The following is a 14935-nucleotide window of genomic DNA, read 5'->3' on the forward strand; positions in this document are numbered from 1 at the left end:
TCCGTGAATAAAACAGGCTAGGCTGCCGTAAGCCTTCAGCCTGCTATCGGCCCAGCTTCAGTCGTAACGCCAAGCCGCGCGGACAAGCGTTGAACGGCTTCTTCTGACAAGAGCTGTCGCTCAACCTGCGGCATTGGAATGACGGGTATGTCCCACTTTAAGGCGATGAATGAAGGGCCGGAATCGGGCAACCCATTTTTCCTCGGGAACGACCGGAATGAGGGCGGATTCCGTGCCGGGGCGGGGTGGTGATGACGGGTCGAGACCACTTCGCGACACTTCGCTTGGGTGGCCTGAGCGACCGATCGCGCATCGATATGATTCACGGCTACGTCGAAGTACGGGATCGTAACGTATATTCGATACGACGCCCACTTCCGCAGAGCCCGTAAGCTGCAGGATTTGGGATACGCCATCGAGATCGTAAGCGGCGCCGCGCTCGGCGCACGGTGCTGACGCAGCGTCTCGCACACAACCCTCAGGACGCCCGCGTCGACCGCGCCGCGCACCACGACATGGGCACCTTCGAACTCAATCTCGAGGCTTCCTTCTGCAGCCTGCACGCCGTCATCGACTTCCAGCGGCACAAACGAGATCGGCTCCATCGCTGCCCGGTCGCGCACCGTTCGCCGCCAATAATGGAGGAGTCCAGGGCTCACACCATGGTGCCGCGCCACCGCGCTGATGTTCGCGCCCGGCTCAAAGCTCCCTGCCGTGATCCGCACCTTCTCGCGAGGATCCCACCGTCGGTTGCGCTTTTGCGGGGCGAGAATTGTCGCTTCGGCTAAATCCGACTTCGCACTGTGCGGCACACCGTCCCAATCCGACTTCGCACACTGTGCCGCACTGTTTAGAGCGTCACTTGATCCGCCGTTATCGTCTTCGAGCATCTCTGCCATCTCCGCTGCCAATCAAAGGCAGGGTCATCGGCTCGGCATTCGACACCGTCCACGTGTGGCGCTCGCATCGCTAACCCAGAAGCGACCATCGGTGGATGTGAGGCATCAGGTTGATGCCGGATCTGCGCCGTCCGAACCAGCGAACATCATTTCATCAGATCTAATGTCGGGATCATATGGATGCCGCACCGCACGCCGTCACCGCGTGAAAATCACAAAGCCATTGGCGGGGATCACGATCTTTGCCGATGCTGGCATTCCCTGTCGTCCATCTAGGCTGGCCGCGACGCCGTTGCCATTGCCGTCTATCCGCGGATTGACCCATTGCTCATAGGTATCGCTGTTGAAGCGCTCGCGCCAAATGCCGGGGCCTGGCATGCCAATCTCATAACTGTGCCATGCCGCTTCGGTGAAATTGGCGACGACCACCACATCCTCGCCGACGCCTTCACGCCAACGTTGGAAGGCGATTACCCGATTGTCGCTGTGGACATGGAAAACGTTCACCTCACCCCCGTGCAGTGCGCGAAGTGTCTTTCGCAGGCCGAGCAGTTCACGGACGAACCGGAAGAAATCTTGGCGCGCGTGGCTGGATGCCAGCGCGCCCCAATCGATTAGCGCGTCGCGGAAGAAGTTGGTGCTGTCGCTCCAGTAGCGATCTTCGAAAATCTCCTGCCCCATGAAGAGCAACGGGATCCCCGGCGCGGTCAGGAGGAGGCCAGTGACGACACGGCTGCGGCTGCGCGCATACCAGGAGAAGGGGTCGCCGGGATCGGCATGACGCGGCAGGCGTGCCTCCCGATCATTGTCGTTGTTCACGCGCACAATGTCGTGATTTTCGAGATGCTCTACCTGACGCCAACCAGTTGCGGCCGACCGCATCGCCTCAGCCACGGGATCGAGATCAACTCGCGCTTCGGCTCCGCCCCGCAATTGGACGAGAAGCGCGCGCAACGCACCGCGCAGCGTGCTTGAGACCACTTGGTCAAACCCCGCGCCACCCGCATCGCGTGTGCGCAACACCGCGCCCTGATCGGCCCAATATTCGGCGATTAGTGGCACATCAGGCGCGCGGCTCTGCAAGGTCGCTGTCAGGTCTTGGAGAAAACCCCAGCCGCCGAACCGGTCGATTACGGTCACCTCGTCGAACCGGAAGGCGTCGACATGATATTCGTCGAGGAAGAGGCCAGCATTGTCGATGAGGAATTGCCGGACCTCCTGCTTCCAGTAAGCGAAAATCAGTCCGCCGGCCCAGCCCTGGTCGGTGAAATAGAGGCTGCGGTTATTGTCGCCGGGGTGGTCGCGATCGAGGAAGTAGAGGCTTTTGGGGTCGAAGCCGCCGCCGGCATGGTTATGGACGAGGTCAAAGATCACTGCGATTCCATGCAGGTGGAGGATATCGATCACCGCCATCAACTGCTTCGTCTGGCAATCGAGCGCGCCAGAACCATAGGGCGCATGCCCGAAGCGGGCGAGAAGTCCATTCGCTTGGGCAAGATAGCGTGGATAGTCGGTGTCGTCCGGCGCGACCGAATAGTCCATCTCGGGCGAGAAGAGATCGAGTCCGTTATAGCCCATGGATCGCTCCGTCGCGAACTCCTGGATCGGGAGGAGCTGCACGGTATTGATGCCAAGCTCAACGAGATGATCGATGCGGTCCAGCAGGTCGAGAAAGCGACCTGGTCTGTCTGCGCGGCGATCGCGTCCTTGATCGTCGATCGACCAATAGGCGCCCACATGGAGCTGGTAGATGACGAGCTCCGAGAAGTCCGGAGGCACGAAATTGATATCGTGCCACGGAAAACTTTCAGGGCGGGTGACGATGCAATTGCATTCTGGGAAAACCGGTACCCGGGTCAGGGCGCGCGCATAAGGATCGCGCTTGAGGCCGGGACCATCGGGCCCGACGAGATAATAGAGATATTCATCACCTTCCTTGACGCCGTCGACCAATGCGAACCAATAGCCATTGTCGCCGCGCTCGAGCGGCGTGTCCGCCCAGTTGCTGAAGGTGCCCCGGACCGCCACGGACGAGGCGGCGGGCGCCCAGAGTCGAAACGTTGCGCCGCCAGCGCGCAGGTTGGCGCCCATCGCAAGGCCAGCTCCCGCATCGGCCATGTCAGTCGTAGCCGCCGAACATGAAAAGCTCGACGGGTGTGTCACTATCGTTGATCAGCGCGTGCAACTGGCCGCCGCGGATGAGGACGATGTCGCCTCGCGTCATGGTGCGGATTTCAAAGGCGCGTTCACGCTTGTCGTGCTTCGCCCAGTCACCGGTGATCATATACGCCTTTTCGCCGCGCTCGCCGCTGATGAGTAGGAAGGCCTCGAGGCTGTCGCGGTGGCGATGAAGACCAATGGCGCTGTTGGGCGCTATCGAATGAAGGTCCATATAGTTGACCGCCATGAAAAGCTCGCGGCCTTCCGGCGCAGGCTTTCGACCATAAGCATCGCGGTTCCAGTCGCGCATTTCGCGGCCCAGCTCGCTCAGCCATTCCTCGCCGAGTTCGCGGCGGCGCTGCTCTTCATAGCCAAAATAATTTGAGAAGAGGTTGCGATAGCCGAGCGATCCGAGGCCGCCATGCGGATTGGCGCTCCTGCCGGCACCGAGATAATTGCGCCAGCCGCGCAGAACCATCGCAAATTCGAAGCGATAGTTCTCGCCGTTCTGCGAATCCCACCGATCCCCTGCCTTGCTGGCCCAGGCGACCTCCACCTTGAGGGCGCGGATCGGATGCATCGCATGGTCGACGGCGTAGCCGAACATCTCGAGGGCCTTTCCTTCGGATTCGAGGCGGTCACGCAGGCCATCGAAGGCGGGTCCCTCGAAGTCCTCGAGGCTACCCTTGACGAGATCGGGGCGCGCGATGAGCTCGCCGCTGGCCATTGCCGCCTTGCCTTTGGCGTCGAGGTGCGCGCTCAGGTCCGCCTTGGGATAGGCCCAGATTTCGATCTCATAACGATGCGTGACGGCATTATAGGGTACGGCGATCAGATCGCTGCCGCTGCTGACGCTCCCGACCTTCAGGTAAAGCTGCACCATATCCTGCTGATAGGGTCCGCCATCGACCGACAAGGGCGAGGCAAGGCTTGGTGCGTATGAGAAGTGAAGATAAGGCCCCGTCCACTCTCCCGCTATCGCATATCCGCGCAGTATCTGGGTTTCCATGAGATCGAAGGAGCGGACATTCTGCTTCTGGAAGTCGTTTTTGTTCTCTTGCTGGCGCGGATCTACGACTTGCCAGTCGTCCCCCGATGGGCCGTAGAGGGCAAGGTTGCGAAAGGGGATCAGGAAGTTGCGCGTGCCGACGAGATAGTGCTGGAGCCCGGCCGAGGGCTCGATGGCCTCATAGCTTTCGATGATCTTGGTGAGCGGATTGTTTTTGTTGTAGTTCGGCGAGGCCCCCGGCTCGATCGGAACCACATTGTGGATTTCATGTTCGACGATCGAGAACATTCGATTGGTCTCCCGACAGCTCAGGCGCTGTGATAAAGGAAGGCGACGAATTTGAGGGCGTCGGTCGTCCCCGTGTTGGCAATACCGTGAATGCCGCCGCTTTTGGTGAAGATGACGCTGCCCTTCTTCACCGGTACCTCATGACAGGGCCGCGGTTCAAAGCCGTAGATATGGCGCATGACGGGTGTCTGACCGGCTAGCGTCGGGTCGTCATTCTCGCCGAGATAGGCGACGCCTTCTCCTTCCACGACATAATAGAGTTCCTCGCTGCCGATATGGCGGTGAGTGCCTTCGACGACCCCCGGCGGGATCGTGACCTCGTGAAAGAAGACATTGGAGCCGCCAAATTCCTGCTGCAGGATCCAGCGCATGTCGACAACGTTCGCGTCGCCCGGCTTCGCATGAGGATTGTTGTCGTCCATCATTGCATTGCGATACCGGACGGGGAGGATCGTCGAGACGTCGGCGACATACCAGCCGCGCGCGAAATCGACGCCATAGCTGTCCTCATGGACGGTGTTGGCATCATTGTCGCTCGGTATCGGGCTGTTGGGCACCTGGATGTTGCGCGTATAGTAATTGTCGCGGGCCCGGTCTTTGTCCGGGATGGTCCGTCCGGTCAGCTGATAGACCGGTTCTTCCTCGAACCAGAGATTTACCCACCGCAGGTCGTCGAAATTGCTGAGAGCTGAAGCAAAGGCGGGGACCATGGTGATGGCGCCCTTGTGCCCCATCATCGAGAGCACCTGATAGTCGTGGCGCCTGCCTGGCGGCGCCTCCAAAGTCTCCCAGAGTTCGACCTGATAGGCATTGATCCATGGGCAGAAGTCGAGCGACACGCGCGCACTGGCCGACTCCTTTCTCTTGAACAGACCAACCCGGATGTCGGCCACGATCGAGGAGCCGAGAAAGCGGTTTTTCTCGCGCATCACTTCGACGAGACGCGACGCGCGATATTCGATACGCAGGAAATTGCTGATCTTTGTCCCGTCGAGGAAGACCTCGCCCTTTAGGACCATGATATCGGCTTTGCCGCGAACCTCCCAAACATTGTAGCGATAGCGGGAGCTGCGTGTCGCGTTCAGATATTGAGCGTGATAGATGCGGTCAGGAAAGAAGACGACCTGGAATATCTGGGCCGAGGGGTCTGTCGCCAATTTGTCGAAGCGCGAATCCATGGCTCGTCTCGCTCGTCAGGGAATGAGATCGGCGACGCGAAAGGCGTTCGCCTGGATGGTGAGAGTGGGGTTGCCGCCACCCGAGGTCGGCATGAAGGCCCCGTCCGTGACGTAGAGATTTTCGAAACCCCACACGCGGCAATCGGTATCGAGCACGGACTCCGCCTCCGTCTCCCCGAACCGCATGCCACCCAGTATGTGGTTCGCCACACGGACGGCGTTTCCATAAACCGACCCCTCACTGATGTCATCGCGTGTGGCGCCGGGAACGCCGGCAAGCAGGATGTCCTCGCAGACGGCCGCGAGGGTGCTCATCACGGCGCCGTCATGCGGATGCCAGTCCTTGATGATATGGGCGGATTTGCGCCCCCATTTGTCGAGCGTCGGGTGCAGTTCGATGCGATTATCGTAGCGCGGCACCTGGTTCGCCATGAAGCTCACCGACAGGCGCGTGCCGAAATCCTTGTTGAGCCAATCGATGATGCCGTCGCCGCGTTTGGCCATATCACCGCTGAAGCCGGCCCAGAAGGTGTCTAGGTCGGTACTGCCGTCGGTGCGCGCGAGCGTAATCGGCAGGCACTGGTCGGAAGTGTTGTTGTAAATCGCCCCTCCTGCCCAGAGGCCATGCTCGTCCAGAAACGCGGGCTGCGCACACGCATCGGTCGCAAAATCGCTGTCGAGCGAGATGGATTTGTCGAAGCGGTGCCTCTTGATCGCAACCTCGGCGCCCCCAAACGCATGGGTCAGGAAGTAGCGACCGAGATGGCTGCCGCTTTCCTCGAAACGGATCGCCTTGCCAAAGCCAGTTCGATCATGTTCGGCTGACAACATCATCAGCCGTACGCTCTCGATCGCCGAGCAGGCAACGACGACGTATGTGCCCCTGACGATACGCTCGCGCCCGCTCTCGTCGCGATAATGGACCTCGGTGACCTTGCGCCCGTTTGAGACCAGATGGGTGACCGTACAGTTGGGTCGGACTTCGAGATCATGACCTTTGCGGATCGTAGGGCGAAGCAGGCTTACCCAGGTGCTCGACTTGTAGCCGAGCGGGTCGCCGTAGCGATTGACATAACCGACGAGCGGGTCGCCGGCCTTGCGGCCGCTTGGAGCATGATGATCAGTGATGACCGCCAAGGGTGTTCGATAGGTATCAAATCCGCACGCCTTCATGCCTGCTTCCGCGTACAGGCTGATCGGGTTGGGAGCCCGTGGAACCTGATATTGATCAGGGGTCGTAAAGGGAAAGTTCTGCGATTTCGCCTGACCGGAAGATGTCCCGTTGATGCCGACCAGCCTCTCGGCTTTCTCATAGTAGGGGATGAAGTTCTTGTACGCGATCGGCCAATCGATAACATGGCGCAGCGCATCGCGGGTCGGATCGCCTTTAAGCGGGACGGTTCGCGTCGCATTGAATGTCGCCAAACTGAAATCGGTTTCCGCAAAGCGTAACGAGACACCCCCATAAAGCTGGGTACCGCCGCCCACCACTTGCGCGGTATAGCCCTCGATGGTGACCCGTGGCCCGTTGCCTGCGAGATCCGAGAAGATATGGGGTTCGTCGTTGAGATCGGGTTCAATGTGGCTGGCGAAGAAGGGATGCCCACTATTTGTCATACCGGGAACGTTGATGATCCGCTCCGCGCCGGCATTGAACATCTCGTCGCGCTTGAAGTCGCTGAGATTGCCGCCGTCCTGCTCGTCCTGTGTCCGTAGGAGCGGTCCTTTCTCGAGGACAAGCACAGACCGATCTTTCCTGCGGGCATGTACATAGGCGACCGGTGCCCCGCCCGCACCACTGCCGATAATGACGATATCGAACTGATCCCGCACGATCGAACTCCTTAGGTCATTTCAGCCACGATACTCAACGCTAGTGCCAAGCGGCTTTTCCTGCGCGCGTTGCCAGTCGAATGCTGTCTTGCCGTTGTCCCCGGTGAAGTGTTCGGAGAGATAGGCCCAGGCCATCCCACCGGGGTTGCCGCCATATTTGGGATGCGCAAAAGCGCCGGTCATCGCATGGCGCCGTAAGAGCTTGAGGAAATCGGCAGGATCGCTGTAGCGGCTGCGGTCCCAGCCATGTTCGAAGAGAGCCGAGGCGCCCGACGCCATATCGTCGTAAAGCTCGACAAAGAGGCTCTCTTCCATCGCTTCGGGCGGGGCGCGCGTCTCGCGACGCCGAAGGATCGTATCGAGCATTTCGAGACATGTCTTGTAGGCGTAAAGCCGATGGCGTTCCTCGCGTGCGACAACCTTGTCGATAAAATTGGCGACACCGACCGAGATATCGAGCCGATAGAGATGGCCGACATTGCCGCCGCCACCTTCGCGCCCCAGATAGTTTTGCGCTTCCGTGCTGTTGAACGGCAGGATGTGCCGTGTCAGCCGGTCAAGGATCGCAAATTCCCAGCGCTCGAAGCTGATCGGCTGGTTATAGGCCGATGTGAAGAAGCTCGACCATGTCTCACCATTGGCAAAGGTCTGTGTCTGGGGATTTATGGGGTCAGCGGTCAGCTTGCCGTCGACGATGAACAGATAGCGGTAGCGCGTGGCTTTTGGCAGCTTCACCGTCAGCGCGAAATAGGCTGTGTCGCCAATGCGTACGAGCGGCAGCGGTTCGTGAAGCCGGTGGCAGGTCGAAAGCAGCAGGACCGACTGTGGTGGCGCCGAAAGGTCAGCGATGTGCCAGACGAATGTGACGTCGTTCCATTCATAGGCATCGGGCTCGTTGCCGTCATGGCTGTCGACGACAGGGAAGCGCCAGCTTTCCGAGATGCGGGCGCGAGGCGTGGCGGCATCGACGCCATATGCGCTGTGCCGTTCGTCGGTGTTAATGCGCGCAAGATATTTTGTGCAGAGGTTGAGGACATATTGATCCTCTTTGTCGATTCTGCGCGCGACCATTTCACCCCCGCCGGTTACAATAAAGAATGCCCTATCGACGAAACAATATAGATCCGCATGGCGATAGGACGTAATTTTCTGCTTACATTTGGTTGTAAACATGACTCGATCACAGATCTCGCAATAAGATTTTATAACACAATCTTAAACGACGGGAAAGAAATGAAATGCCATGAATACATTCCTTGTATAACACGATTCGTTGCCGCGCAAAATAGACCAAACACGCCCGGAGCCGATTGTTGCTTATGCCACTTCTTGGCCGCTTGTTCGCCCCTTCTTGGCTTGCGATCGAAAGCAGTTGTGGGGCGTCGAAACGCCAACACTCGCGGCGGTAATGACCACCATCTGCTGCCCATCCTGTGCGGTTCAATCCCCCAATGTCCGAAGGAACGGCAGTGAGGGCGCGAAAAAGTATTCGCCTCCCCGCATTGTAACTGTTTGCGCTACAGCGTCGACCTGCCGATGGGAGGCATGTTCCTCGAAGTTGGCGCCCCAATGCACCGGACAGTCTATCTGCGGCCGTGCGCCGTGTCCGATTACAAGATCCGGCCCGGGGTCTAGACGCCCCGGCGGTACAGAGGGGAAGCCGCCGTTGTTGGCCCAATTCATCTGCACGAACTCGAATTGTTCGCCAATTGAGGAATTAAATGCCATAAACAAAAGCCCAACTCCCTCGCTTGGCTTGTTCTCGACCTTACCATCATTAGGATCGTCGGTGCGAACGCCATAGGTTTGACCACGTCGCGCCATTATATGAAGGCGCTCACTTTCCTCCGCTTCGAATCCTCCACTACCACGCGGGTTCATTTTTCGGATGTGCGCAAAATATGGGCATTTGCCGCCATCGGGATCGCTGTTGTACGTGAAATCGTTTGGGACAGGATTGTGGTTGCCCTCAGCGGACTGCGTAGTGAGCGGAGTTCCATCCTCAAACCGACCTACGAGCATCGCTCCAGCTCGTTCAGCATCAACAGCAGAAAGGTCGAGCGCTCGCGCCAGTTCGGCTTCCTTCTTCTTAAATGCCTTCACATCCTGCTCAAGTTTGCGGAACACGAAGTAGCTACCGAAGTGAATCGAGCTGTCAGGAGCGCAAGGGTCGGGGACGATTACACGGCTTAGGCCAAATCGGGGATTCCAATTGGTCGTTCCGTCGCTATTGAGCGTCTCGGATTCAATGTCTTCGATCAGAAATAGCGGCTGGCTTCGTCCATCGACATAGCCAAAATGCTCAATCCCATCTCCGTTCTTGTTACGAAGTCCGTTGCCTTTTTGTTGGCCGAGAAGAGAGATGGTCGGGCGCTCGGCAATCATCTGCTTGATGCGGGCGAGCGCCGCATTATGCGGCGGGGCGAGCTGGTCTCCGACCATAATCGCAGCGTGGATTTCCTGCCTAAAGTGGCCGTCCCATGTATCAACATCGGGATCGCCAAGCGCGGCCACCGTTTCGTTGTGGGTCATGCCTTTCTGAAATGAGACATCTGCCGGCTGGCGCTGCTTAGGCACTCCTAGCAAATCATATCCTCGCGCGCTGATGCCCACGCCTACGTACGGCGTTCCAGGCGTCCCTTCCTGCTTGAACGTTTCGACCTCCAGAAGGTGGTCCATGGCGGATTTCATCAGCGCGGGATTGATACCATCGGTCGCGAGCTCGCGAAGAAACGACATCCCGTCATCCCGAACGTTGAACTTGAGGAACAAGATGGTAAAGAATTCTCGAGTGTGGGACTTGAGTATGTTCGGCTGCAGTCCCCCGAGCATCTGAGCGTCCTCATCGACCGCTGCAATCCATGAGATCGGTGCATCAAGCGTCACTGCCATAGTTACCTCACCAATATTGCCAATAATTACAGCTAGTTTCTGATTTTACCGAATCATAACAAGTTTATCCGACTTATATAGCCATTAAATCTGGAGTGGGTAAAGATAGGTTTGATGCCGCGCCAAGTGAAATATTAATACAAAAATATAATTTCAAACTTCACGACGATCAAACCCTTGGCCGTTTCTTTGCTATCGCAAGATATTTGGGATGCACCGCGGCATTCAAAATGCTAGGCGAGCACCACAGCCAAAAAGTTTGGTCTGGAAGCCTCCTCAAGGTAGCCATTTCAGAAGCCCAAACTACGCGTCATCCTCGCCGTGCAACAAGCTTGCGCGACGCCCAGGCATCGAGATGTCCGTCGCCAGCGTCGGTGACAGCTATGACAAGGTTTTGACATAGACCATCAACAGCCTCTACAAAGCGGCGGTGATTTTTCGCAGAGTGCCTTGGCGGTCGTTCGAGGCTGTCGAATAGGCCGCGTTGGATGGGTCGATTGGTTTAATTATCGCCGACTGCTCGATACTATTGGAAATAACCCACCCGTTAGCAGAGCAGCGATACAATGCGATGTTAGACGACGTTCCCATGGCAGCCAAAATAGACACATAGGGCCTCCGGCAGTCCCGGGGAAGTTCAGTATCGGGCAGATCCAAAACGCTGCAAACCCCAGTGTGCCAGACCTCACCCAATTTCCGCCCCCGCCAGTTCCATCTAAACTGAACCATATTTTGCCATGAGTCAACTATTTTTACACAGACTAGTAGCATGCGGCAGCTATCAGATAGCGGTGTCTACTAGGATCCAAAAAACCCCCTCTTATTTATATTGATAGGCGCGCAAATCAAATAGTCTTATCTTGCAGAAGATAGTAGAATACATCAATTACCGAAGCATTGACGTGAAAATGGTCGGCTGTCTCATGGCCCTGTCAATTGGGCAAGCCGGCATTTCGACGACCATTCCGGTAGGCTCGACCTGGTCGTAAGCGCCGCTTTGAAGCCTGGAAAAAGAAAGCAATGCGAGACTGGATAATGGCGGTCTGATCCGACACTACCTGGAGTACAAACGGGGTCTACCGCGGGAAGGCGGTGTACCGCGACCGGAGAAAAAGCGATAGGCGCATGGCACCCGACGCCCCCACACCCAAGGACCGGCCTCCGGAAGCACCCATCAGCAATGGTCAACCTGGCTGGCGCGCTGCACTGCTCGCCACCGTTCCGTTGATGCTGTTAGGCAGCGGCTTCGGTGCCTTAGCGAGTGACCCAGAAACGCTCTCCGACGCGGCAGTAAAGCAGGCCAAGCGTCCGGCCTGGTCGGCTCGGGTAGCGCCTCGCTCTTGCTTAGTACCCAGAAATTCAGCGTTTGGCGCAAGTAACTTCGGGATACGCATCGTTCCCGGTTCATTAGGCAAAAAACATTGCGAGGACGATGTGACCTTTATGCGCCTTAAAGGTGCAGATCCACTCAAGGAGCCTCTGAAAGTAACGATCACCTATCGCGTGCAGGACAGGACGGGGTGGTTCAACGCGGCAGTTGGGGCCAGGGCCCATTGTGGACCGGACAGCCGTATGGAAAGTGATAGCGCCTTCCATGTGCGATGCCCGTGGCACCGCGACACGCCCGGCGCAAGTGAGGGAATCTACTACATAAGTCTATGGGTTCCGGCGGACATTGTGAATGCCCGGCCCGGATTTACACTCAGATTAAGGCTGGAGGCGGAGACCGTGGGTAAGGCTTCCGCGGGTGCCGTGATGATTCAGTCCATCACCATGGAGGGCGCGACATGACGTGGAAAGCCGCTAAGGCGGTTGAAAAGGCCCAGATACGACTCTGGCGCGAGCGCTACGGACCGGAAACTGGCAGGACCAAACAAAGCCCTGAAGTGGGATTGGCCCTTTCAGGAGGCGGCATACGCAGTGCGACGTTCAACCTTGGCTTGCTGCGGGCACTCGGCCAGGCCGGGCGAATTCCGTTCATCGATTACGTGTCTACCGTATCAGGTGGCGGCTATGTTGGAGCGTTCCTTTGCAGCATGTACGTCGAGACGCAGGACCGAGGTGAAGACCCTCAACCAGGAGTGGACGTTTACATCCGACCCGGAGTCGATCCCTTCACAGGCAAAGTCGGCGAGCGGGCGCTCAATCACCTGCGGCAGAGTGGTCGACATCTGTTGCCGGGCGGAGCTGGCGACGCCGTGGAAGTCTTCGCGATTACCCTCCGAAATCTTTTCGGGCTTCACTTGGTCATCGGGTCGAGCTTGCTGGCCATATTCATGGTCTTCAAATCGCTAAAGGCATGGCTTATGAGCCTACATTGGCTGAAGGAGTTGGAGGCAAAACACCTTGCGGCCAACTACCCACCCTCGTTCTGGCCGACGCAATGGTTGCAGGGCCTGCCCATAGGCCACTATGTCGTGGCGAGCGGACTATGGATGCTGGCGGGGCTTGGCGCGATCATCTGTGCAGGACTTGGAGCGGCGCATTTCATAACGCGACGCACCGTCCGTCCTCCGATGGGCCGATGGTTTCGGATATTCTCCTTGCCCGGCGGGCTTGTAGCTGGCGTAATTGTGTTGAGCTTGATTTTGATGCAGTATGGCGCGCCACCGGTTTGGCCATATGCGCTTTTTTCCGGCGTGGTTGGAATATTTGCCATCGTTGCATATTTAATCGCGCAAGCCGTCGACTGGTACCGGCCTCCGGTGATTTCAGCGGCGCGAGGCAAGGCCGCCTTGCAGGAGGATCGGGTCCGCAAGATACTGTCTGACTGCCTCGGGGCGGTCACGATGTGGACATTGGTGATCTGTGTGGCCGCCACACTCGATTCGGTCGCGCAGATCATCTACATCCGGCTCGAAGAGCTGCTGAGCCTTTCCCTCGGTGCGATAACGTCGATCGGCTTGCTGTCGTTTCTTGCCCGCACCGCCCTCAAGGGCCTCGCCGGAACTGGGGGAAAATCCCGCGTCGGGGAGTACTTTGCAAAATTTGGGCGCTTGATCGCGCTGGTGCTCGGGTTGCTGATAGCATCGATCATCGGCGTTGCGTGGGCCGTTGCCGCACATGTACTCGCCTGGCGCGGTAACAATGTCGGCGATTTATCTGCTTGGGGCGAATATGGTCTCTGCGTCCTGTCTGGTGTTGCGATTGCCTTGGTTATCGCCGCTTGGATTTTGGGCAAATGTTGGGGGTTTGTCAATCTGTCGAGCTTTTCCGCATTTTACTCCAGCCGACTGCGACGGGCTTACTTGGGTGCGAGCAACCAGAACCGAAAGCCAGAACAACCGGTCAATGCTCAAAATGACGATGACGAAATTACAATCTCTAACTACTATAAAGCTGGGGTTCAAGCTCCCGTTCATTTAATCAACATTACAATTAACGACACAACAGGCGGTTCATCCAATTTAACCCGCACCGATAGGCGCGGCATGCCCTTAGTCGTCTCCCCGGCAGGGGTCCTGTATCCGAAGGTCGACGCTGGCGAGGCGCCATCTCTCATTGATCACTCAAACGACGGCGATGGCGCACAGGCGCTGCCGCTTTCGGTCTGGACCGCGATTTCGGGCGCGGCTTTTTCCACGGGAATTGGTCAGCATGGCAGCTTGGGACTCTCGCTACTAGCCGGGATAGCTAACCTGCGGCTGGGCTATTGGTGGGATTCCGGATTAAAAAGCGGGCTTCTTCGAGGACCTATCTTCCCGATGCAGTGGCATTTGTTTGAGGAACTTACGGGTCGTTTCGGCGGCACGAACAGCCTCAAGAAGCGTCGCGTGGGGCTGCGCCGGCAGTGGCAGGAGCAATGTAGCCGCTGGTCAGGATATCGAAAACTCTGGACAGGCATGCGCACGACCCAGCCCTCATGGTGGAGGCGTGTCACGAACCTGTTTAGACACAGGCGGCAGGTTATCGATCGCTGGAAGCGATGGAAGTATGAATACGAAGCTTCCGATACCCGTCGGTGGCACCTCTCTGATGGCGGCCACTTTGAAAACCTGGGTGTTTACGAACTCGTCCGTCGCCGCGTGGACTTCATCATCGCATCTGATTGCGGAGCGGACCCGCGATACCAAATGTCCGATCTCACCCGAATGATGCGCATGATCCGGACCGATCTCGGTGCGAATCTGCGGTTCTTTGATGAGGACAAGCTTTCCTCTATTTTTGGAAAGAAATCCGCACTCCGACATTGCTTCACGCCGATCTCGGGAATGATCGGTAAGCCGTGGGACCGCGAGACTTCTGCCTTCGGACCATACGCTGCACTTGGCGAGATCACCTACGATGACGATCCGAGTAAAAGGTCGACGTTCCTGTTGATCAAGCCTCGTCTAGCTGGGTGCGAATATCCTGATGTGCTCGCCTTCGCCCGCAAGCATGGCGACTATCCGCAGCAGACGACGGCCGATCAGTTCTTCAACGAGGAGCAATGGGACGCGTATTACCGCCTCGGCCACCACATCGGCGAGCGAATCTTCGCAGCGTCGTCGAAGACACGAATGGTCGGTCGGCAAAAGTGGGAACCGCACATGATGCATCCGTACTATTGATTGGGTGGTCTCAAGATAATTAGCGATTTACTGAGAAGTCGGGAAATGGATCGTTATTTTCGCAGAGAACGGCATCTCGGCTCAACGGAGTTGGTGCGTTCACTAGGGCCGCGTGGCGAGCGGCCG

General features: G+C 57.8%; 9 protein-coding genes and 1 pseudogene. 3 read left to right on the plus strand and 7 right to left on the minus strand.

The annotated features are described in order from the left end of the window. Positions 1-35: 35 nt before the first annotated feature. The 7 genes from PMI02_RS25680 to PMI02_RS00065 form a co-directional block, all read right to left on the minus strand. Positions 36-899, minus strand: a complete 864-nt coding sequence (locus tag PMI02_RS25680; protein ID WP_052025391.1) for a transposase — start codon at positions 897-899, stop codon at positions 36-38. A 198-nt stretch (positions 900-1097) separates the two neighbouring features. Then, positions 1098-2990 (minus strand): alpha amylase C-terminal domain-containing protein, encoded by a 1893-nt coding sequence (locus PMI02_RS00040; RefSeq protein WP_007676955.1) that lies wholly within the window; start codon positions 2988-2990, stop codon positions 1098-1100. Positions 2991-3018: 28 nt separating this feature from the next. Continuing rightward, positions 3019-4356 carry a cupin domain-containing protein gene (locus PMI02_RS00045; protein ID WP_007676957.1) on the minus strand — a complete coding sequence of 446 codons (1338 nt, stop codon included), beginning with the start codon at positions 4354-4356 and terminating at the stop codon, positions 3019-3021. A 20-nt stretch (positions 4357-4376) separates the two neighbouring features. Next, positions 4377-5534, minus strand: a complete 1158-nt coding sequence (locus PMI02_RS00050) for a cupin domain-containing protein (RefSeq protein WP_007676960.1) — start codon at positions 5532-5534, stop codon at positions 4377-4379. Positions 5535-5549: 15 nt separating this feature from the next. Beyond that, complete coding sequence (locus tag PMI02_RS00055) at positions 5550-7367, minus strand: GMC oxidoreductase (protein ID WP_007676968.1); 1818 nt, start codon at positions 7365-7367, stop codon at positions 5550-5552. A gap of 21 nt (positions 7368-7388) precedes the next feature. Continuing rightward, complete coding sequence (locus PMI02_RS00060; RefSeq protein WP_202948586.1) at positions 7389-8540, minus strand: gluconate 2-dehydrogenase subunit 3 family protein; 1152 nt, start codon at positions 8538-8540, stop codon at positions 7389-7391. A gap of 267 nt (positions 8541-8807) precedes the next feature. After that, positions 8808-10259, minus strand: coding sequence for a hypothetical protein (locus PMI02_RS00065; RefSeq protein ID WP_007676973.1), 1452 nt, complete (start codon positions 10257-10259; stop codon positions 8808-8810). Positions 10260-10599: 340 nt separating this feature from the next. Between PMI02_RS00065 and PMI02_RS27795 the strand changes: the two are divergent. The 3 genes and pseudogenes from PMI02_RS27795 to PMI02_RS27635 form a co-directional block, all read left to right on the plus strand. Then, positions 10600-10872 (plus strand): annotated as a pseudogene (locus PMI02_RS27795) (IS3 family transposase); the annotation flags it as partial. Between the two features lie 512 nt (positions 10873-11384). Further along, complete coding sequence (locus tag PMI02_RS26785; RefSeq protein WP_157222296.1) at positions 11385-12050, plus strand: hypothetical protein; 666 nt, start codon at positions 11385-11387, stop codon at positions 12048-12050. Further along, positions 12047-14809 (plus strand): patatin-like phospholipase family protein, encoded by a 2763-nt coding sequence (locus tag PMI02_RS27635; RefSeq protein ID WP_007676976.1) that lies wholly within the window; start codon positions 12047-12049, stop codon positions 14807-14809. The genes PMI02_RS26785 and PMI02_RS27635 overlap by 4 nt, the downstream gene beginning before the upstream one ends. Positions 14810-14935: the final 126 nt, after the last annotated feature.

The organism is Novosphingobium sp. AP12 (assembly GCF_000281975.1).
Taxonomy (GTDB): Bacteria; Pseudomonadota; Alphaproteobacteria; order Sphingomonadales; family Sphingomonadaceae; genus Novosphingobium.

Coding starts and splice junctions, on each gene's coding strand:
- PMI02_RS25680 (WP_052025391.1), bottom strand. CDS start 899: ATGGCAGAGATGCTCGAAGACGATAACGGCGGATCAAGTGACGCTCTA.
- PMI02_RS00040 (WP_007676955.1), bottom strand. CDS start 2,990: ATGGGCGCCAACCTGCGCGCTGGCGGCGCAACGTTTCGACTCTGGGCG.
- PMI02_RS00045 (WP_007676957.1), bottom strand. CDS start 4,356: ATGTTCTCGATCGTCGAACATGAAATCCACAATGTGGTTCCGATCGAG.
- PMI02_RS00050 (WP_007676960.1), bottom strand. CDS start 5,534: ATGGATTCGCGCTTCGACAAATTGGCGACAGACCCCTCGGCCCAGATA.
- PMI02_RS00060 (WP_202948586.1), bottom strand. CDS start 8,540: ATGTTTACAACCAAATGTAAGCAGAAAATTACGTCCTATCGCCATGCG.
- PMI02_RS00065 (WP_007676973.1), bottom strand. CDS start 10,259: ATGGCAGTGACGCTTGATGCACCGATCTCATGGATTGCAGCGGTCGAT.
- PMI02_RS26785 (WP_157222296.1), top strand. CDS start 11,385: ATGGCACCCGACGCCCCCACACCCAAGGACCGGCCTCCGGAAGCACCC.
- PMI02_RS27635 (WP_007676976.1), top strand. CDS start 12,047: ATGACGTGGAAAGCCGCTAAGGCGGTTGAAAAGGCCCAGATACGACTC.